Here is a 21,027-nt window from a genome sequence, read left to right as displayed (position 1 = left end):
CAATTCCCACCTAAATCTTCCGAAATTTAGATGGGAATTCTGCGGCCATTCGGGCAGCGGTTCGGGAGGGGGAGGGCGGATCGCCTACTCTTCGGGACGCATCACAAAGCGCCCGGCGATCTCGAACAGTTCTCCGACTGGTTGGCAGCGGAGTACTTTCACCACCATCTGCAGCGCCGCTTGTCGATCGCGGGCCGGGAACTCAATGACCAGGTACTTGGGCCGCAGTGGCTCGTCGTGCAACAGCGCGATGCCCTCGGTCGAGATGTCTCTGGTGGTCAGCAAGGCTGCGGGACCAACTTGCGCGAACGACTCGTCCACCGGCACGGCCGCAATCGGCAGCGAGATCCGCATGCGGGTGTTCGCGCGGCGTTCGGGACCCGCATACGGTTTGGGAACAAGGTCGTTGATCGCCCGCGTGATGGTGGTGGGGGGATGCTGCAGGCGAGTCCAGTCGATCGGGAATTTCTCGATCACGATGTTATCGATCAGCGAGACAGCCAGGTCGGGATCCAACTGTCCGCGATACTGCTTATGGCATTTCCGGCAGAGCCAGGTGAGCGACCAACCATCGTCGGGGCTCTCGTGCAGCGGAAGCTTGGTTTGGCAATTCGAGCAGCAAAGTGCGGAAGGATCTTCCTCTTCCTGCAAGTGGTGCAGCTTGTGGTAGTCCTCATCGCGGACGAGAACCGACTCGATGTTGCGAGCTTCGAGTCGTTTGCGAAGTTGCGGTGAAATCGGAATTCTCGGAGCAATCAGTTTTACTCCGTCTGGATCGTAGATCGCACAGGCTAGCGAACTGCCAATCGCCAGGGAGCTGGTGGGAATGCTACGGTAGACTCCCGTTTCGGGAGTTGCGTCTCTGCCGAGAATCAATTGAGCTTCGTCACGATTACCTTTCAGACTGTTCATGTTTAGGGCTCCGAGGATGACTTTCTGGGTGATCCAAAAACCGCCTTCACATTTCTCATATACAATGCGGTCGCCCGCCAGGAGGAGCAGGTGGCCGAAAGTTTCGGGAGTCCGATTAGCAAAAACCCCTGCATTTAGGGGGAATTCCCTCCTCTCGGTTGGTAGGAATCGCCAAACCTGTCATAAGCCGACCGCACCGAAAACAGGCGGGGCGGCTCCTTTGCCAACGTTTCGCTCTGCCGTGATTGAGTGCTATTGATGGCGACCCATGGTCCGCAAGCGTGATAACCAACAAGCTCGATGCTAGCACTACCAACAATACTGGGTCGACTTGAGACGATTTTTTGGAATGCTTCTGCTGTAGTGGCCGATGGAAATAATCAGGCACGCTTGCTTTTCGCGCTGCCGGTAGGTTTTTTGCAGCCCATCGAAGATTTCGCCAGGAGGTTGACCATGTACGTAATGACCACTCGGTTTGGAAATGTGCCGATTGAACAGGTCGACGTCTTGCGATTCGAGCAAGGGCTCATCGGAATGGAGAAGTGCCGCGAGTGGGTACTGCTGGCCGACATCACCAACGATTCGTTGGCCTGGCTGCAGTCGCTCGATCGTCCGGAAGTCGCCCTGGCGGTGGTGAGCCCCCGCCGGTTCGTGAAAGACTATCAGATTCGGGTCAGCAGTCGCGACATCGCACCGCTCGGTAGCACTTCGATGAAGTCGCTGCAGGTGTTAGCCATCCTGAATCGCCATGAAGATACATTAACATTGAATTTGAAGGCCCCGATTGTGGTGAACCTGGAGAATAACCGGGGTCGGCAAGTGGTGGCCAAAAACGATCACGAAGTACAGTTTGTGCTGGGAGCTACCATTCCCATGCGACGTTCCGCTTAACGTTGCCAGCGACCGGAACGACGGGGGCTGCCGGGTACGTACCGCTGCGGGCCGCATAACCCCACCTTCATCAGTGTCATTACAGCAACGATCAAGTTGGGGCCGAAGGATTGGACAGAGAGCCTAGTTGCGAAACAAATTGCACGGTCACTCGCTGATCGGCTGACAGCTCGCTCTAGGAAACTCAACGTCTTTGATCTCTCTGTTTACCAAGTCCACCACCGCCATATAACGAAGTAGGGCAACCCGCTGCTGGAGCTGCGGGAGCCAGGCAAGGAGCCTTCCATGTTGGTTCTATCGCGACAACGCGACGAAAGCATCATTATTGGCGACAACGTGGTTGTGACCATTGTCGATGTTCGAGGCGATAAGGTGCGCCTCGGTATCGAGGCCCCCATCGAGATCCCGGTGCACCGCCAAGAGGTGTACGAAGCGATTCAACGCGAGAATCGCAAGGCGGCCGAAATCAAGCCCGAAGATGCCCAGCAGTTGCCCAAGCAATAAGTCGGGCAGCTACCTCTCCCTGTATCTTTCGTGCGTCAGGCGAATCGATTTCGAAACGCCTCGTTCTCTATTAATAGTCGCGCGACTCTATATTCGCTGAGTTTGAGCGTCTCTCCGCGCTGCACGTTTCCGCGTTATTACAGCGAAACTAGTGCGATTGTACGGATTGTGACGATCGCACGGCTCGCACCTGTGGATTAACGACGAAAACTCTACACAGGCGTAAAGCACCTATTTTCTCAGGTCGATAGCTTTGGTTAGGCAACGGGACCGTATTCCGTTGTCGCCAGGCCTTCGCACCAAGGGATACGCGAAATAGCCAGACCAACCACGGTGGAGTTTTTTTTAGGAAAAACCCCCCGCGTGTACTAAATGCAACCTAGTGTTGCTCAGCACGGCGGTCATAGGTGACCAAAGTGCGACAGTGACTAGCGAGACAGGCCGGGGTCGTTCACTCCCCATTAACCGTCCAGTCCGGTCCAACTTCGGAACATTTTTTGTTTTTTTAGGGGTGTTTGCAATGACTCGAATTAACACCAATGTCAGCTCGCTCGTCGGCCGCAACAACCTACGTCAGGCCAACGCAAGCTTGTCGCAATCGCTGACGCGTCTGAGCACTGGTTTGCGAATCAACACTGGTAAAGATGACCCAGCCGGTTTGATTGCCAGCGAAAACCTACGTAGTGATATCACCGCGATCGAGAAAGCTATTAGCAACACCGACCGCGCGAACCAAGTGATTGCCACGGCCGACAGTGCTTTGGGACAGGTTTCGTCCCTGCTGAACGACATTCGCGGTCTCGTGACCGAATCCGCGAACTCGGGTGCTCTGTCCGATGAGCAGATCGAAGCGAATCAGCTTCAGGTCGACTCGTCGCTGGAAGCTTTGAACCGTATCGCCCAGACCACCACCTTCCAAGGTCGTCGTCTGCTCGATGGTTCGCTCGACTTCATTACCTCGTCGAGCGATACCGATTTCGCGAACGTCTCGAACCTGCAGATCGACCAGGCTAACCTGGGTGCGACCGGTTCGGTAGATGTTGACATTAGCGTCACTACCGCTGCCACGAAGGCTCAGATCGACGTCACCAGCTTCCCAGCTACGTCGACCGCCGCTCAAGCGACTGCCGACCTGGATCTTACCCTGGCACAGACCCCGACGGCCTCGAGTGTATCGGCCGGCGGCTCGTTCGCCGTCGACACCGCATTGACCCAGTCGACCGTTACCGCGGGCGGCAGCTTTGCGATCGACAACGACGCCCAGCAGTCGAGCCTCTCGGCTGTGACCCTGGCGAACAGCGATATCTCCTTTGCCACGACCGCAGCTGGTGGTCTTGACGGAACCAACGGCAACATCGATGTCGTGTTCACGAACGGCCAGGATGGTAATGGTGACGTCGCTGTCGTGACGTTCGACGGATCCACTTTGACGATCGCAATCGACGACGGCACCACTCAGTTCTCCACGATTAAGACGGCCGTAGACGGCTTCGTCGACGGTGGTAACGGGGTTGGTGCAGGCGACATCATCGCCACCGTGGGCACTCCTGGTGGTGTGTTCACCACCGGCGATGTTGCCACGTTCGGTACTCAGTCGCTTACTGGCGGTATCGATGCTGCAACAGACACGGCGGCCACCTTTAGCGCCACGAATGCAACCGGCGAGAACTTCGACATCACCTTCGCCTCGGGTACGAGCGGTTCGGGTGTAGTCGTCACTGGTGATGCATCCAGCGGTTACACGGTCACCATCGGCGACGACTATGTCGGCGACCTCGACTCGATCGCCACGGCAATCAACTCGGGTGTTGCAGAAGTCTCCGACGCAGCGTTCTCCAGCAACCTGGCCTTCGACGCGGCGGCTGGCGACAACGCTGCGATCGCCAACGTCGTGTCCCTGACTGGTGGTTCGGCCGCTGCAACAGATGCACCGGCCACCTTTAGTGCCACCGCTACCGGCGGTGAGAACTTCGACATTACCTTCGCCTCGGGTGCGAGCGGTTCGGGTGTCGTTGTCACAGGTGATGCATCCGCCGGTTACACTGTGACCATCGGCGACGACTATTCGGGCGACCTCGACTCGATCGCCACGGCTATTAACTCGGGTATTGCAGAAGTCTCCGACGCGGCGTTCTCTAGCAACCTGACGTTCGACGCCGCCGTTGGCGACAACGCATCGATTGCCAATGTGGTGTCCCTGACTGGTGGTTCGGCCGGTTCTACCGGTACGCTGGCTATCGACATCACTACCGATGCGAATACAGCCACCTATAATGGCTTCGCGATCAACGTGACCGAAGGTGGTGGTACTGCCAATACGGCAACCGCTACTTTGAATACGAGCGGCAGCAGCATCGATATCAACATCACTGGCACCGTGACCGCCCAAGCGATTATCGACGCCATTAGTGGTATCGATGGCTTCACTGCCAGCTTGGATGGTACGAACTCGACCAGCGGCTTCACCGCTGCGGGTACTAACTACGTTGAAGCAAGTGACTCCGCTCCTGGCACGGCCCCCACGCTCACCGGTGGTGACAACGGTGGTGGTCTGGCTAACGACGTGGTGTTCGAACTCTCGGGTACCAACGGCTCCGAAGTGCTTTCGTTCGGCGAAGGCACCGTGATCGCCGACGTGGCCAAGGGTATCAACCTGGTGAGCGACGCGACTGGTGTGAGTGCCACTGTGAACGGCACCACGCTCGAGCTGACCTCGAACGCTTACGGAACCAGCGCTTCGGTGGAAGTCAGTGTGATCGATGACATCGGTGCCTTGTTCACCGACGCCCGTGACACTGGTACCGACATCGTGGCCAATGTGAATGGTGTGTCGGCCACTGGCGACGGTAACGAACTGTCGATCAACACCGCCACGCTCGACCTGTCGGCAACGATCGACCCAGCCTTCACCGGTACTGCTAGCTTTAGCATCACTGGTGGTGGTGCCTTGTTCCAACTCGGTCCCGACGTAGTATCGAACCAACAAGCCCGCTTGGGTATCGGTAGCGTGAACACCGCCCGCCTGGGTGGTGTGAGCGGCAAGCTCTATCAGCTTGGTACCGGTGGCTCGGCCGACTTGACAACCGACACCACCACGGCTGCTAGCATCGTGGAAGAGGCGATCGACCAGGTCACCTCGCTTCGCGGTCGACTGGGTGCGTTCCAACGTACGACTCTGGAAACCAACCAGAACGCGTTGAACGACACGCTGACCAACCTGACCGAAGCCGAAAGCTCGATTCGCGACGCCGACTTCGCCGAAGAAACCGCTTCGCTGACTCGTGCTCAGATTCTGGTACAGTCGGGTACTCAGGTGTTGGCCATCGCGAACCAGAACCCGCAAAACGCTCTGTCGCTGCTGGGTTAAAACACTCGCGATAATTGAAAACCTCACACCGGTCCGGTTCGCAAGAACCGGACCGGTTTTGTTATGTATCCTTCCTGATTGTCCATAAAACACATGTTGGTTGGCGTCGATTGCCGCTGCTGCGGGATGGGGTTCAGGTTCCTGTCTTACCTGGTCGATACATTCGATAGACTTTTGCACATAAGCTGCGTGCTAGCGTTGCTCGCACCTGCTTGAGCTACATTTGTGAAGCCAACTGGCGTGAAGCCTGTTCATTCCAACTCGTACTCGCGTTAACCAGTATGGGATCAATTCAATCCAGCGTGGGCCTGATCACCGGTATCGAAATCGAAGATACCGTGAATCAGCTTATGAAAATCGCGGGGACACCGCGCGATAACCTGCAGGATCGTACCGATGCCCTCACGGTGGAACGCACTGCGCTCGAACAGGTAAGTTCGATGCTGCTGGCGATGCATTTTTCCGCCACGGGATTGACCTCTTCGAGTGTCTACAATTCGACCTCCGTTTCTTCGACGGATACTTCGCTGCTAACGGTTGCCAAGAACGGGCAGACACCGCCGCAAGCAGGCACGTACACCTTTACCACACTGCAGACCGCCACGACGCACCAGGCGGTCAGCAGTTCGTTGTCGAATGTGGAAAGCCAGCTGTCCAGTGGATCGTTTACCATCGGCGTGGGAGGCCATGTGGATGGCGGTGTTCGACTCAGCGAGCTCAACACCGGAACAGGGGTCGTGCAGGGATCGATTCGCATCACCGATCGTAGCGGAAGCTCGGCCGAAATCGATCTGCGATCGGCAATCTCAATCGACGATGTGCTCGACGCGATCAATTCCTCCGGCGACATCGACATCACCGCGTCGGTGAGTGGCGACTCGCTGGTGCTTACCGATAACTCGGGTGGCACCGGAAACCTCCGCGTGCGGGAAGTCGGCCTCGGCACAACGGCTGCCAGTCTGGGACTGTCGGGCATCAACACCGCTTCCGATTCGGTCACCGGATCCGATATTTACAATCTGCATAGCGGCACCTTGCTTAGTTCGCTCAACGACGGCAACGGAGTGCAAATTCACTCCGTCGGCGATGCACTAACGGTGACCTTGGCCGACGACACGGACATTGTGATCGACGTCAGCGGCTCCTCGACGCTTGGCGAGATTATCGACGCCATTAACGAAGCTGGCGGCACCCAACTTAGTGCGGCAATCTCCAGCGATAAACAGGCCATCGAGCTCACCGACAACTCCGGTGGTAGCGCGGTGTCGTTTAGTGTGTCGGGCACCGGGACGCTTGTCGAAGATCTCGGGCTGGGGGGAACCGCTTCCGGCAATGTGATTTCCGGCGACCGGATTCTGTCGGGATTGAAGGACACGCTGATCCGTTCACTGAATGGCGGACAGGGGATCGCCGAGCTCACGAGCATCGACATTACTAATGCGGCGGGAGTCACGACCTCGGGAATCGATTTGTCGACTGCCGAGACGCTCAGCGATGTGGTCCAATTGATCAACGATTCGGGCGCGAACGTTACCGCTTCGATCAATAGCTCTCGCAATGGCATTCAGATCACCGACAACTCGAGTGGATCGAATAATCTGGTGATCTCGAGCGCCGATACCACGGCCGCGAATCTCGGTATCGCTGTCGACGACGCAGTAAGTACTATCAACTCAGGCAGTCTGAATCGACAGGTCGTAAGTGAGTCGACTTTGCTTACCGATTTCAACGGAGGCAAAGGGGTTCGGCTAGGTGACTTTCGCGTTACCGACTCCGCTGGCAACGTCGGAGCGGTGAGCCTCGATAATTCGAATGCCGAGGCAGAGACCATCGGCGACGTGATCGACGCGATCAACGCCATGTCGATCGATGTCGAGGCACGCATCAACGACACGGGCGATGGCATCCTCATCACCGATCTGGCCGGCGGCACCGGAACGCTGACCATCACCGACATCAGTGGCAGCAACGCCGCGGCCGACCTGCGCATCGCTTCGGCATCGTCCGACACCAATGGTAGCAGTCAACAGATCATCGATGGCCGCACGAGCCTGTCGATCGATCTCAGTGAGCTGGAAGTGCCCGAAGGCATTTCCCTGAGTTCGTTGAACGATGGCAACGGCATCACGCTCGGCGTGATGGAAGTGACCGCCAGCAATGGCGAGTCGTTCTTTGTGCAACTCAACCAGCCTGGCAACGAAGCGTTCAGCGTGCAGGACGTGATCGACAAAATCAACGACGCAGCCACGGCCAAAGGGGTCGACGTGGTTGCCAGTTTCAATTCTGCTGGCACCGGCTTGCGGTTGCTCGATTCCGAAGGGGGAGCCGAAACGCTCACTGTGCGCGATGTCGGCACCGGCACCGCGGCCGCGGAGCTGAAGCTCACCAACGAGGCATCGACCAAAGCAGATGGCAGCCAGCAATCGATCAACGCTTCGGGATTATTCACTGCCACGGAAACCGAACAGAACGCACTCGACGCGTTGGTAGAGAAAATCAATGCCTTCGACGGTGGTTTCACCGCGAGCTCGTTCTTCGATGGTACCGGATATCGTCTTTCGATTACCTCGGAGAAAACGGGGGCGGATCAGGAGTTGCTGATCGACTCGTCGCTCGTCGACTTCTCGATGCAAGACGCAACACGCCCCAAAGATGCGGTGTTGCAGTACGGTAATGCCGCGACGGGCGGTATCGTCGTGACTTCCAGCAACAATAAGTTCGATAACGTCGTTCAAGGTCTGACAGTCACGGTGGTGAAAGCCTCCAGTTCGCCGGTAACGGTCGAAGTTGGCTCGGACTCCTCGAAAATGGTTTCGGCCGTTGAGAACTTTGTCGACTCGTTCAACTCGTTGCGTACCGTGATGGCGGAACTGACATCGTTCGATGCCGAAGCCGAGACAACCGGCATCCTTTTCGGCCGCAGCGAGATGCTGCGGATCGAAACTGATATGTCGCGGGTGCTGACCAATGCGTTTCGTAGCAGCAATCAATTCCGAACGCTCGAGTCGGTCGGCATCAGCATGAACGAGGACGGCGAGCTGGAACTCGACACGGCCAAGCTCACCGAAGCCTTCGAGGAGAGCCCCAGCGAGTTAGAGCAGTTCTTCACTTTGGACAAGACTGGTGTCGTTGATCAGGTGCAGGCGGCCATTGATCAGCTCGCAGGTGGAGACAACGCCCTGATCGCCCGGCGATACGATGCGCTAACCGCAACCATCGAAACAAACGAAGCCAAGATCGAAAGTATGACCGAATTGCTCGATCTCGAGCGGACACGCACACTTAACGAGTTCTACGCTTTGGAAGAAACGATCGCTGGCTTGCAATCGAATCTCAGTTTGCTTGATTCCATTCAGTTTATCCAGCCGATTAGTAGAAATAACAACTAACCTACTCGACCCGCACTGACCCCCACACGGAAGGTTTCCGATATGTCGCAAGCTAAGGCCAATGTCTACCTTGAATCGAAGGTGATGACCGCCTCGCCTGCTCAGCTTCACCTGATGTTGATTGAGGGGGCGATTCGCTATTGCACTAAAGCCGATCAGCAGTGGGAGAAGAACAACGAAGGTTTCGCCAACGAGGCCTTGGTGCGAGCCATCGAAATCGTGGGAGAGCTGCTGGCTGGGGTTCGTAGCGGTAAGAGCGAAATTACCCAGAAGCTAAGCGAACTCTATTTCTACTTGTTCAGCACGCTTACCTCGGCTTACGTCAATGGCGATCGAGGAAAGCTGGCCGACGTGATGCGGATTCTCGAATTCGAACGCGAAACCTGGCAGCTTGCCTGTCAGCGGGTGCACCAGAGCCAAGAGCAGGAGCCCCCGAAATCCACGACCATCGTCGCTCCGCACGTAGTGGCCAGCGAGCCAAATGCCGTGGAATCTGGGTTCTCGTTCGAGGCCTAGGCATCTCGAGGCACCAATCGCAGCAAGCGCCCCTCGTCAATCAGGCGAATCGCGGCTAGGCTACAGGTACTTGTAACCTTCGTAGTCTAACCCGCTCGCCCGAGATTGATTTGATGACGGTCACCAAGCAGCCAATTCGCGTCGGCCATAGCCCCGATCCAGACGATGCCTTCATGTTCTACGCCCTGGCGAAGGACAAAATCGAGACAGGCCCGTTGGAATTCACGCATGAACTGGTCGATATCGAAACGCTTAATCAGCGGGCCTTCAGCGGCGAGCTGGAACTCACCGCCGTGAGCATCCACGCCTACGCGTTCCTGCAGGACAAGTACATGCTTTGCTCCTGTGGGGCCAGCATGGGCGACGGGTACGGCCCGATGGTCGTCGCCCGCGACGAGATGAGCGTTGCGGATCTTACCGGCAAGACCCTCGCGGTTCCCGGAAAGCTGACCAGCGCTTTCCTGTCGCTGCGGTTGTGCTTGGGGCAAGATTTTGACTACGTTCTGGTGCCGTTCGACGAAATCATCCCCGCTGTGGTCGCCGGCGAGTACGATGGCAAGGCCATCGATGCTGGCCTGATCATCCACGAAGGGCAGCTTACGTACGGCGATCAGGATCTGAAGCTGATTGTCGATCTCGGCGTGTGGTGGCAACAGGAAACTGGTTTGCCGCTGCCTTTGGGAGCCAACGCGGTGCGTAAGGACCTTGGGGCGGAGACCATCAGCGAAGTGCAGCGATTGCTCAAGGAGAGCATCGAGTACGGTCTCGATCATCGCAAGCCAGCCCTCGATTACGCGCTGCAGTACGGCCGCGATCTCGATGATTCCCGCGCCGACAAGTTCGTGGGAATGTACGTAAACGACTGGACCCGCGATTTCGGCGACCGTGGCCGCCAGGCGGTTCGCGAGTTCCTGAAACGGGGCTACGAAGCCGGCGTGCTGCCCGAGCTCGTCGAGCCTGAGTTCGTCGACTAAGCAGGGGACTGCACTTCGGTGCAGCGTCTCGTCTCGTGGAAGCTCACCGCACGTGCGGGCCATTGGGCGGCCTGCTCGTGTACGCAGCTATCAAAGGGGAACGACTCGCGAGTCGAACGCCATTTAAAGGCTTCGGAAGACCGACGGAAATCTTTGTGTTTTTTCTCTTTTGGTTGGACAGCTACCGAAAAGTAACCTAGTTTTAAGTAGTGAAGCAAGCGACTTCACGACTCATCCACCTTCCTGTTTCTTTTCCCTTTCGCTGCGGACTCTGCTGACGTTTCGCGCACAGCAGCTCCGACCGACAAAGGCAAACCTGCCGCGAGGCAGGGACGCAAAGCCGTGGATCTCTCTCTGGGGAGACAGCCTGGTTACCGGACAATGCTCCAACCGTCCAAGTCCGGACAGCAGGCTAGTCATGCGCTCCATCTCCCACCACAGCTATTCCAGCGTCTCCGACTTGCCATTTTTGTTTGTCGATTCCGAAAGAACGTCGACCGGTAGCAGCTCTGCCGAAGGTCGTGCTCAGCAGCAACACGTAGTCCATACCATGGACAACGTACTTGACGACTGGTGCGATTTCGAGACTTCTGCTCGACCTGGTGCGACGACCTAATACCGCACTCACTCAGAATACACACGTCTTCGCTAAAAGTACCGGGGCAGGGCTTTTAGCGAGGAGCCTGTGGAGGATGAACGCGCTGGGGCCGTTCTTCCTCTCTCAACAAGAGTGATCTCGGATGAGGTATCAAGCAGTCCCCCCCAACCCTTGATCGCCCTCCGAGATTGCTCTGTTGCGAATCAACCTGTCACCTGCTGGTGACACTGTAAACCGCTAGCGTTGCTTCTGGGGCAGAAGCTCTAGCACTCTATGGCTGGATTCTTTAGCTGGCATGTTGCTTATTATTTGTCGGAGTGGCAAACGATTCGAGCCGCGGGGTTGATGTTGTGCAGCACCACTACGAATGGTGTCGTGGTGGTGCTGCAGCGTTATTGCCGGGCGGAGGCTATTGGAATGGGGGTCGGGGGTCTGGGGTTTTGGGGCGGTCAGGAGCTCCTTCCTGGCCCTCGGCCCCTCAAGACGTGATGCATCACGTACAACGGAACGACTCCCGTTCTGCTAATCACAACACAGGCACGAGCGACACTGGATAAGTTGCTTACTCGCCGCCAGCAGCCACAGGGACCTCGGCTGGCTTGCAGTTGAACTCCGGATAAGCAATAGCCACATTGACGAGGTAGCGTGGAATGTTCTCCAAAAGGGGAGTCTTGGCTACCGAGAATTCAATGAGTGCTCGATTCGCTTCGCGGGTGTATTCCTTGAACTCGGCGATTACGTTGCCTTTTAGTTTGGCATCGATATCAAGCACTTGTGTCGGCGTGGAAGGCGAGAAATTGCAGTCTGCAAGATCCACGGTGCGGACCTGTTGGTGCTCGCGCGTGCGAAAATGAATTTGCTTGTCGCTCAGGTCGTATACGATTTGCCATTGGGTACCATGTTGCTTCACGCGATCGAGCATATCGAAGCCGACACGAGTAAACGGTTGCGATGTTGGCTTCAAATTCTTGAGCAAAGTAGCCAGGCGGGCGTAGCGGCTAAGCGACGCACTATCGTTCGACAATGCCCGGTCGCCGCCGAAGCCGCGCACCTGCGTCAAGTCCTCAGCACTCACGCTGCATAGATTGTTGGTGATCAAGCGGTTTGGCAATGACTCGCCAGAGTGTGCGACCATCTTGCCTTTGACAAACTCGATGACGGCAGAGTTGCCCTCGGCATCCGAAACAAAGTAGTGAACCTTAGCACCACCAACCGGAGTAATACGAATATGCTTATCGCTCTCAAGCACTTCTTTCACGGTCGATGCTGTATCGAGTTGATACTGAATCCACTGCGCGGTACTGACGGATGGGCGTTCGTCCGAGGCGGGGTATTCCGATTCGTCGAGCCACAGGCAGGTTACCGCCAGGCCGGCCTCGTTCATGCCATCGTTCGGTAGTTCGCGCCCGTATTGATTGATGGTGACGCTACCATACTTGCTGGTCCATTCAGCAGGATTGTCGAACGACAACGCCCGCTTCGCCATGTCGCGCTTATTGATGATGATCAAAGCGTTCCCGATTCGCCAGTCGTAGCTGCGAATCATCACCGACGTGTCGCCCCACATGAACTGAGCCGAAGAGCAAGCAGTAGCGAAAGAGTGCCCACAGCAGGCGAGAACCATCAACACACCAGTAACGATGTAGCGAGAGAGTTGCGAACGCATGAGGACCCTTTGATAAGGCGGAAATGGAACCAGTGTTACCCTGAACGGTCTACCTGCCAATGTAACACGAACCACAGTCTGGACGCCACAGCGAAGCGTGAAATGCAGTCCGATTGCTAGCCTGCCAATATGAAGTGATCGCTTGCACCAAAGGGGATTATTCCCAGCGAGCGAATGCTCGTTTTGCCTGTCACAGCAGCGGAAATTTAAGGGCAATCGCGGAGTTGAAAGCAGCCTAAATGTACCACATCGGAGCCCGGCGGCCGGCCGCGCATTCTAGCAGGTCGGTCAGGGAAATGCCCCGTAGGCGTTCTCGCTGTGCGGTATGGGCGTCGCGGCAGGCGGAGTGCAGTGCTCCTCGGTAGCCGGTAGTCGGAGGTGGTTGGTCGGTGTCGGTCGAATCGCTCCCTTCGAGCGCTTCGAACACTTCGCCCAGGCTAATCGCGTCGGGGGTGCGTGCCAGGCGGTATCCGCCCGCAGCCCCGCGGGTACTTGTGACCAGCCCGGCTCGTTTGAGTTCCAGCAGAATCTGCACCAGAAAACGCCAGGGAATATCGTGATCGGCAGCCACCTTGCGAATTTGCACTGGCTCTCCCGAGGGGTAGTGCTCGGCAAGATGTAGCATGGCAAGCGAGCCGTATTCGGTTTTGGCGCTGAGCTTCACTGGTGTATCAGGCAGTAGGGGAGAGGATTTGTAGTCTATCGATAACAGGCGAAACTCATTGCATGACAGTACGGTAGATCGTTAAATACCACTACCTTCTTGCTGATCGATCGAGTGCAGTCCGCACTCGGTTTTGCCAGTGCCGCTCCACCGCCCAGCGCGCTCGTCGGTCTCCCCGTCGATCACCGCCCGCGTGCAAGGCCAGCAGCCGATGCTCGGGTAGCCTTGATCATGCATGGGGTTGTAAGGGACCTCTTCCTTAACGATGCGGCCCCACACTTCCTGTTTGGTCGAGTTGGCCAGCGGGCTGATTTTGACCAGGTTGAACTTCTTGTCCCACCCGACGATGGCGGCTTGAGCACGGTCGGCGCTTTGGTCGCGGCGGATACCGCTCATCCAAGCGGTGCGGCCAGCCAGCCCTCGGTGCAGCACTTTGATCTTGCGGTCAAAGCAGCACTGGTTCGGATTGCTCACATAGAGCGGACCGTCGTGGGCGGCTTCGTATTCGGGTACCGACAACTCGGGGCGAAGCATCTCGACTTCCAGGCCGTATTTCTCTGCAATGCGATCACGAAGATCAAGCGTCGCTTGGAACTGATAGCCGGTATCGAGATTGAACACGTATGTTTCGGGCGCAACGCGGGAGAGGATCGAAAGAATCAGGCAGCCCTCGGGGCCGAAGGCGGTTGCCATGGTCAGGCCGCTGCCGAAACGCTCCGCTCCCCAGGCGATGATCTCCTCGGGCGTGGCGGTTTCGAGCCGGGCGCTCGCTTCGGCCAGTTCTTCGAGCAGTTCGGGGGTGGGTTCCAGGGTCATACCGTTTTGGCTAGTAGGCGTTGAATTCATCGTAGCGTGGCTCATGGTTCCAATGCTCCGTTGGGCAACCCAAGTAGGTGGCCGCTCGGTAGCAGCCTACGCAATGGTATGTAAGTTCGTAAACTAAGTCAAGAATCTATCCTTGGTATCGTCCAAAATCGTGGAAAACTGCAGTTTGTAGCGGTAATTCGGGGAAAACGAACGAGCCGCAGCCCACCGGCCAGCCGCCTCGAATGGCGAACTGGACCGGCCGGATGCGGCTCGGCGTGTGAGACTAGTAGGTGGGGGATGCTACGAGACAAGTTCCTCGCGTTTCGAGGCAATAAGCTCGAGCAACGCCTTCTGCGGGGCGGCGAACTTCGCGATACCTTCGGCCATGAGGGTCTCTTCCATCTGGTCGATATCCACCTTTTCGTCGATCTCTGCCAGCACTTCGGAAGGGGGAAGCTGATCGACCGTGCGGCTAAACGTAAGACCGCTCTCTTGGACCGCTTCGTTCGTAGCCGGCGGATTGGTTTGAATGTCGCTACCAGCCAGGGCGGCAACGTACTTCCAGGCTGGGTCTTCCGGTTTCTTGCTGCCGGTGCTGGCGAACACGATCTCTTGGTTCAGAGGCCATTCCTTCTTCGCCCAGAACTCCTGGTTAGCAGCCCACATACGTTGTGCATTGACGATGCCCACCATGCCCTGCGCGGCTGGCGACAGTTCTGGCACGTGCTTCTCGGTGTAAACGTCCACCCGTGAGATGAAGATACTGTAGACGCTTTTCACCCCTTCGACCGTCGAACGGTGGCTGGCACCCCGGTAGATGGCTTCGCGCGCCTGCTCGTACTGTCGTTCGGTGAAAATGAGCGTCACGTTCAACGGCACCCCTGCGGTAGCCAGCGGCTCGAGAGCCTCCAGGCCAGCTGGTGTAGCGGGAACTTTGATCATGCGATTGCGGTGCTGGCTGCTCCACTTCTTGCCAAGTTCGACGTACTGTTCCACACGATAGTCGTGGGGCAGGTCGGCCTCGGGGTCTTCCAGCAGCGGATCGAGTTCGAAGCTCACGTAGCCATCGTCGCCTCCGGTGGCTTGCCACACAGGAGCAAACACCCGCTGGGCGTCGGACACGATGCGGTCGGTAAGCAGCCAGGCGGCTTGCTCGTCGGTGGAGTCAGGAGCTGCTAGCAACTTGCTCAGCATATCGTCGAAACGGCCGGTCTTCACTAGGTCGGAGATGATGATCGGATTCGAAGTAGCGCCGGTAGCGCCCAGGCTGCGGTTTTCTGCTACCAGGTCGGGGTCGACCGAGTCGAGCCAGAGCTTGGTACCACATTGGATCAACGATTCGAGAGGCGTGGACATCCGGCGTGCTCCCTGATTTGGCGAGGAGAGATTCGGCTCGCCCTGATCGACAAGGCAAGCTTGGTAAACTTTGGTGATGCTAACGAACCTGACAGTTCTATGGATTCTGCTGATTCACTAGATTCTAACAGTTATTCCTGTATTGACGATGCTCAAACGACGATGAACCACCACAGGTGGACTCACCGCGCGTCCCCGGGGGGGCGACAGTTGTCATCGCTCACGAGCTTAGCCGCTCGTAATCGCGAGTTACGACAGCTGATCGCCGAATAGAAATTAGGGCACGGGACGACAGGAGAATCAATCCGTGACCAGGCATACTACTGCGTATATCACTTGTTGTGGGGCTCTCGCCCTATTGTTTGCTCCCGTGGCCGTAGCTCAGGATCTGACTATGCCACCCACTGCAACGATGGGGGAGCCAACGATGGCCGATCCCTCGTTGATCGAGTCGGTACCTCCGGGGGAGGAGCTGGTTGGACCCAGCCCCTCGGTGGAAGATTCGATTATCACCGAAGAGGGGGTGGGAGCACCGTCAACCTACGGTAGCTACGCCGACCTTAACGACAGTGTCAACATGTGGGGCTGCCGCCCTGCGATTACCGAGAGCACCGGCACCTGGCTTCGCCGTGGTTGGTGGTACACCGAAATCGATGCGGTCGTTCTGAACCGTATGTGGAAACGGGACGACGTGGAGTTTGGTTCCGACTCGGCTTCGACCAAAGGTCTGCATGTCGAGCGTTCCGACCCAGGTGCGGGTGGAAACGTTCGCTTTACGCTTGGTCGCTTCTTGTTCCGTGATATGAAGAACCGCGATCACACGGTCGAGTTCTCCGCCTTCGGTGGATCGGATTTCAGCCAAAGCGACACCCTAACGAGTTCTACTGGCGGTCAGACACTGTTCGTGCCTACCTCGATCTCGCATTTCAATACTGCGTTCGACGGTGCAGAATCGATGTCGATCTACTACGACAGTAGCCTTAGTAGCTTTGAAGTGAATTACCTGGTCAAGGAACGTATGGGGCGCGACCGCATGATGCTCAATCCGAATGGTGAGTGGGTGCGGCGTGCAAACAAGGGTGTTACCCGTCAATTTATCGCAGGTCTGCGTTACGTCGATCTGGAAGAGCATCTTGATTGGACGGCGGATAATATCAGTAGTCTGAACAATGAAGATGGCAGCTACAACATCTATACCAACAACGATCTATTCGGTATGCAAATCGGTGGTAGCATGTTGTTTGAGAATGATCGCTGGAACGTGGAGATCCTCGGCAAGGGTGGTCCATTCCTAAACGATGCCAAGGCACGTTCAAGAATGACAGTGACCGATGCCACTGCGACTTCTGGTATTAGTGCAGATAACAGCTACTTGGTGGAAAACCGAGAATCGAGTCTGGCTTTTGTCGGCGAGTTTCGGTTGGTCGCCCGATATCACCTGCGGCCAAACTTGTCGCTGCGTGCGGGCTGGCAGATGATGTATATTACCAGCGTGGCAACGGCTCCCGATCAGGCAAACTTTTCGCCTGACGAAGGACGTTTCCCTTATACGGGTGACCCGTTCTATAACGGTGCGATCTTCGGTTTCGAAAGTTACTGGTAGGCCGACACTATCGCTGCGGGCGTTGGCTTTAGATACTGGAGTTCACCGCCCGCTCCTGGCCCACCACCCTGAGTCAATCGTCAGATCCGATGGACCGTCCCACGTTTTTAGACCGCAGCCCTCTGGGCATCCCCAATTACCTGGCTATCGCCTTGGTGGTAGCCCTGATGGTGGCGATCGTGCCACGCGGGGCGCGGAAAGCACTCGAGTCGAATACGAACAACGTGGAAGACTGGCTGCCTGCCAGCTACACGGAGTCGACCGAACTCAACTGGTTTCGCGATCAATTCGGTACCGAAGCATTTGTGTTGGTGACCTGGGATGGCTGCACGCTGTCCGATACCACTCAGCTCGAAGCATTAGCTAGTCGGTTACGAACCGAACCACTCACGCCAGAGCTGGCAGAGTTAGCGCATGTTGCGCCGCATCCCGATCGTCACATGTTCACGCGGGTGACGACGGGGCCCGAGCTCATCGATCAGCTAACTACCGCGCCGGCAAAGTTGGAGCGATCGGTAGCCATCGCCCGACTCGAAGGGGCGATGATCGGTCCGGCCACGGGAGAGGACGACGGATCGCGCACCACTTGTCTTATGGCGTATCTGTCGCCGTACTCGCGGGCAAGCAATCCCGCGATGCGCAAAGCGATCGAGCATGTTGTTGGTATCGTGACCAACGACATGAAGATCGAGCACGAACGACTACACATCGGTGGTCCGCCGGTCGATAACGTCGCGATCGACGTCGAAGGCGAACGCACCCTCAAAACTCTCGCCGGCTTGTCTGGTCTGGTCGGCTTGGTGCTGGCTTACCTTTGCTTCCGAAACCTACGACTCACCGGCATGGTGCTGTTTGTCGCCATCGTTTCGGCCGGCGCTAGTCTGGCAATGGTCTACTACTACGGCGCCGTCGAGGTGCTCGGCTTCGGTGCCGATACGCCACGGCTAGGTAAGATCGACGCCATACTCATGTCGATGCCTGCGGTCGTTTACGTCTTGGCTCTCTCCGGCGCGATTCACCTGGTGAATTACTATCGCGACGCGGTACACGAACATGGCCGCCGAGGGGCAGTGGAGCGGGCAGTGCGCATGGCGCTGATGCCATGCGGCGTGGCCGCCATCACTACAGCCATTGGTCTGGCTTCGCTCGCAAGTAGCGACATCTTGCCGATCGAAAAGTTCGGAGTCTTCTCGGCCATCGGCGTGATGGTAACGCTCGGCATCTTGCTGTCGATGTTGCCGGTCGCGCTCCATCGATTTGCTCCACCAATTGAATCGCCGAAAAATGGTGGAGGTGGTACTTCGCTCCCTACTTGGGCGCGTGCTTGTACCTCGTTCATTGGCCGCCATTACGCACTGGTCACCTCGGCATGTGTCCTTTTGATGGTTGGGTTCGCGATTGGTTTGCCACGAATCGAATCGTCGGTAAAGCTCATCAAGCTGCTCGATCCGCAATGCGATTTGGTGCAGGACTACACTTGGCTCGAACATCACCTCGGTAACCTGGTGCCGATGGAAGTGGTGGTGTCGGTGCCTCAGACGCAGCGCCGGGGCGTAAACGATCTTCCCGACGTGGATGGCCAGCACTATGCAATGACCACGTTCGAACGCCTGAGCATGGCGCGACGAGTCTCGCATCAGATCGAACAACTCTCGCCAGTGAGTCGAGTGTTGAGCGCGGCGACCTTCTCGCCCGAACCGCTCCAGTCGAACTCACCGTCGAATCGTCAGACTTATGCTTATATCGTGAGCCAAGCGATCGACGATAGCCGCGAAGAACTCGGCGAGTTCCTGCGTTGGGAAAAAGCGACCTCGCTCGAAGCACCGCCACACGAACTATGGCGGATGAGTGCCCGCATCGCGGCCCTCGACGATATCGACTATGGCGAGTTCGTGGCCGAGTTGCGCGAAGCAGTGCAGCCAGTGATCGACGCTTATCAGGTGCGAAATCAACTCGTTGAAATACTCTCGGCCCAGCAGATTCATGTAGGCACTTCGCGGCTCTGCATGGTGATTCCAGAAGAATATTCCACGACCGACGCCATGCTGGCGGACGTGCTGCAAGAGTCGATGGCCATGACCGGTAGTCGACAAGCTCGCTTGTGGGTGACCACGCCGGAGCGCATGGCCGAGTCGTTGGCCAAAACGCCCGATCGTCTCGCCAGCCAGCAGGCGGTGTTCACGCTGCATCAAGACCTGGCCGAACAGCTCAAGGCCAAGCAGATTGACTGTACCTACCTAGTGCCCAAGACCGGCGACTCCGTCAATCAGATTTCGGCCACTTACACCGGTGTGGTGCCGCTGGTTTACAAGACACAGCGCGAGTTGCTTGTGAGCTTGCAGGAGAGCCTGGTGATGGCCACGTTGCTGATCGCCCTGGTGCTGATGGTGCTGCTGCGAAGCATCGGCGGCGGGCTGGCAGCGATGATTCCCAACCTGTTCCCACTGGTTGTGGTGTTTGGAGCTTTGGGGTGGTTTGGCATTCCTGTCGATATCGGCATCATGATGACCGCGAGCGTCGCTCTCGGCGTGGCCGTCGACGATACCATTCACTTCGTCAGCTGGTTCCGCCGAGGTCTGCATCGTGGGCTCAATCGCTACGATGCAACCATGGAAGCCTACGAGCGGTGTGCGACCGCCATGGTGCAAACCACGCTCATCGCTGGCTTGGGACTCGCGGTGTTTGCCTTCAGCACCTTTACCCCGACCGAGCAGTTCGGCTACTTGATGGTTACCATTCTGGCCGCAGCGCTCGTCGGCGATCTTATCTTGTTGCCCGCGCTGTTGGTCGGACCGATCGGGGCCTTGTTCCCCGCTAGTGGCTCGGCCGCGGAAGCAACCGAGTTGGCCATCGCCTGTGACCCGGCGGACGAATCGGGAGAAAACGATTCCACCACGGTCCAGCAACCCGAACCACCCGAGCAGCCACGTGTCGTTATTCCAGCGACCGAGCCGGAGGTAGTCGATCCGCTGCCGGAGGTCGCCGAGCAAATCGAGGCGATTCAGGCGATCGCGGATGGGTTTGATGCAGCAGACGAAGAGATCCGCGAACCCGAGTCGAACTTGGGGCCCGTATCGAACTCCGAGAGGGGGGCGAACTCGGAGCCCAGCATCAACGAACCAGCATCGCCAAGCGAGGCCCCCCAAGGGCCCCACCAGTCGCTCTCGCCCGCCAATGCGGCCCTGCGAGAGAAGCTGCGTCGGTTCCGCCGCGAAACGCCCCGCGACTAGCTGGCAGACCAGAAAACAGCCGATTTGCCGCGAATTGCGAGGGGGAGAACCCACTGGCAAATCACAGAAAGCGTGATATATTATGAGACTCGGACGAACCACGGCCCCGGCCGCTGGCTTTGTCCCACCCCGAGGGCGCGTAGCTCAGTTGGTTAGAGCGCTTGCTTGACATGCAAGAGGTCACAGATTCGAGTTCTGTCGTGCCCACTTCTTTTAAGTTCTTTGGCAGACGCTAGTTAGCGTCTCCGGCCTGTGGTTATCTTCGTCTGGTTGTATCCGTACAACTGGGCGGCCACCGGGCATGCCGCGGAAGCGAAGAGTTCCCGCTTATTCTCTTCGTAAGCCAGCGGGACCAATCTTCCTTAACAGCAATGGCAAGCCTTGGACGAAAGACTCTATCAACAGTGCGTTTTGCAGGCTGAAAAAGAAGACCAAGATGGATAGCCTGTGTGCCTATGACTTTCGGCACGGGTTCGCAACAGAGACGCTGAAGCGTGGAGTGGATACCACAACCGTACTCTCGCCGCTCGGCTGAGTAGCTCCCCTGTCC

At 57.3% G+C, this 21,027-nt stretch carries 14 protein-coding genes, 1 tRNA gene and 1 riboswitch; of the genes, 10 read left to right on the top strand and 5 right to left on the bottom strand.

The window, feature by feature from the left end; translation table 11 throughout:
* Window positions 1-84 precede the first annotated feature (84 nt).
* On the bottom strand, window positions 85-912 hold the full coding sequence (locus tag Pan181_RS18410; RefSeq protein ID WP_145248917.1) for a PilZ domain-containing protein: 828 nt from the start codon (window positions 910-912) through the stop codon (window positions 85-87).
* Between the two features lie 453 nt (window positions 913-1,365).
* Here Pan181_RS18410 and fliW point away from each other — a divergent pair, with 453 nt between their 5' ends.
* From fliW to Pan181_RS18375, 7 genes are all read left to right on the top strand, one after another.
* On the top strand, window positions 1,366-1,803 hold the full coding sequence (gene fliW / locus Pan181_RS18405; protein ID WP_145248915.1) for a flagellar assembly protein FliW: 438 nt from the start codon (window positions 1,366-1,368) through the stop codon (window positions 1,801-1,803).
* 285 nt (window positions 1,804-2,088) lie between these two features.
* On the top strand, window positions 2,089-2,307 hold the full coding sequence (gene csrA, locus Pan181_RS18400; protein WP_145248913.1) for a carbon storage regulator CsrA: 219 nt from the start codon (window positions 2,089-2,091) through the stop codon (window positions 2,305-2,307).
* Window positions 2,308-2,827: 520 nt separating this feature from the next.
* The gene (locus Pan181_RS18395) at window positions 2,828-5,674 is read left to right on the top strand and encodes a flagellin N-terminal helical domain-containing protein (RefSeq protein WP_145248911.1); all 2,847 of its coding nucleotides are present in this window, start codon (window positions 2,828-2,830) and stop codon (window positions 5,672-5,674) included.
* A gap of 281 nt (window positions 5,675-5,955) precedes the next feature.
* Complete coding sequence (fliD, locus tag Pan181_RS18390; protein ID WP_145248909.1) at window positions 5,956-9,063, top strand: flagellar filament capping protein FliD; 3,108 nt, start codon at window positions 5,956-5,958, stop codon at window positions 9,061-9,063.
* Window positions 9,064-9,105: 42 nt separating this feature from the next.
* Window positions 9,106-9,579, top strand: coding sequence for a flagellar export chaperone FliS (fliS, locus tag Pan181_RS18385; protein WP_145248907.1), 474 nt, complete (start codon window positions 9,106-9,108; stop codon window positions 9,577-9,579).
* A gap of 113 nt (window positions 9,580-9,692) precedes the next feature.
* Window positions 9,693-10,553 (top strand): menaquinone biosynthesis family protein, encoded by an 861-nt coding sequence (locus tag Pan181_RS18380; RefSeq protein WP_145248905.1) that lies wholly within the window; start codon window positions 9,693-9,695, stop codon window positions 10,551-10,553.
* A gap of 299 nt (window positions 10,554-10,852) precedes the next feature.
* Window positions 10,853-10,932, top strand: a riboswitch (cyclic di-GMP riboswitch).
* Window positions 10,933-10,971: 39 nt separating this feature from the next.
* Window positions 10,972-11,169 (top strand): hypothetical protein, encoded by a 198-nt coding sequence (locus tag Pan181_RS18375; protein ID WP_145248902.1) that lies wholly within the window; start codon window positions 10,972-10,974, stop codon window positions 11,167-11,169.
* Between the two features lie 544 nt (window positions 11,170-11,713).
* Here Pan181_RS18375 and Pan181_RS18370 read toward each other — a convergent pair.
* The 4 genes from Pan181_RS18370 to Pan181_RS18355 form a co-directional block, all read right to left on the bottom strand.
* The gene (locus Pan181_RS18370) at window positions 11,714-12,817 is read right to left on the bottom strand and encodes a linear amide C-N hydrolase (RefSeq protein ID WP_145248900.1); all 1,104 of its coding nucleotides are present in this window, start codon (window positions 12,815-12,817) and stop codon (window positions 11,714-11,716) included.
* A 235-nt stretch (window positions 12,818-13,052) separates the two neighbouring features.
* A complete protein-coding gene (locus Pan181_RS18365; protein ID WP_261342236.1) occupies window positions 13,053-13,481 on the bottom strand; it encodes an RrF2 family transcriptional regulator in 429 nt (142 codons plus the stop codon).
* A gap of 81 nt (window positions 13,482-13,562) precedes the next feature.
* Window positions 13,563-14,327 carry a phosphoadenylyl-sulfate reductase gene (locus tag Pan181_RS18360; RefSeq protein WP_391483959.1) on the bottom strand — a complete coding sequence of 255 codons (765 nt, stop codon included), beginning with the start codon at window positions 14,325-14,327 and terminating at the stop codon, window positions 13,563-13,565.
* Window positions 14,328-14,588: 261 nt separating this feature from the next.
* Window positions 14,589-15,644 carry a transaldolase family protein gene (locus Pan181_RS18355; protein WP_145248896.1) on the bottom strand — a complete coding sequence of 352 codons (1,056 nt, stop codon included), beginning with the start codon at window positions 15,642-15,644 and terminating at the stop codon, window positions 14,589-14,591.
* Window positions 15,645-16,071: 427 nt separating this feature from the next.
* On the opposite strand from Pan181_RS18355, the gene Pan181_RS18350 reads away from it, so the two are divergent.
* The 3 genes from Pan181_RS18350 (at window position 16,072) to Pan181_RS18340 (ending at window position 20,684) form a co-directional block, all read left to right on the top strand.
* Window positions 16,072-17,247: a BBP7 family outer membrane beta-barrel protein gene (locus Pan181_RS18350; RefSeq protein ID WP_231943635.1), complete on the top strand. Its 1,176-nt coding sequence runs from the start codon at window positions 16,072-16,074 to the stop codon at window positions 17,245-17,247.
* 89 nt (window positions 17,248-17,336) lie between these two features.
* Window positions 17,337-20,477, top strand: coding sequence for an MMPL family transporter (locus Pan181_RS26225; protein ID WP_197528493.1), 3,141 nt, complete (start codon window positions 17,337-17,339; stop codon window positions 20,475-20,477).
* Window positions 20,478-20,610: 133 nt separating this feature from the next.
* Window positions 20,611-20,684 (top strand) — tRNA-Val (locus Pan181_RS18340).
* The last annotated feature ends 343 nt before the right edge of the window (window positions 20,685-21,027 follow it).

The organism is Aeoliella mucimassa, assembly GCF_007748035.1.
GTDB lineage: Bacteria > Planctomycetota > Planctomycetia > Pirellulales > Lacipirellulaceae > Aeoliella > Aeoliella mucimassa.
The sequence above is the reverse complement of the archived record's forward strand: the minus strand, read 5'-3'. Positions and strand labels throughout refer to the sequence as shown.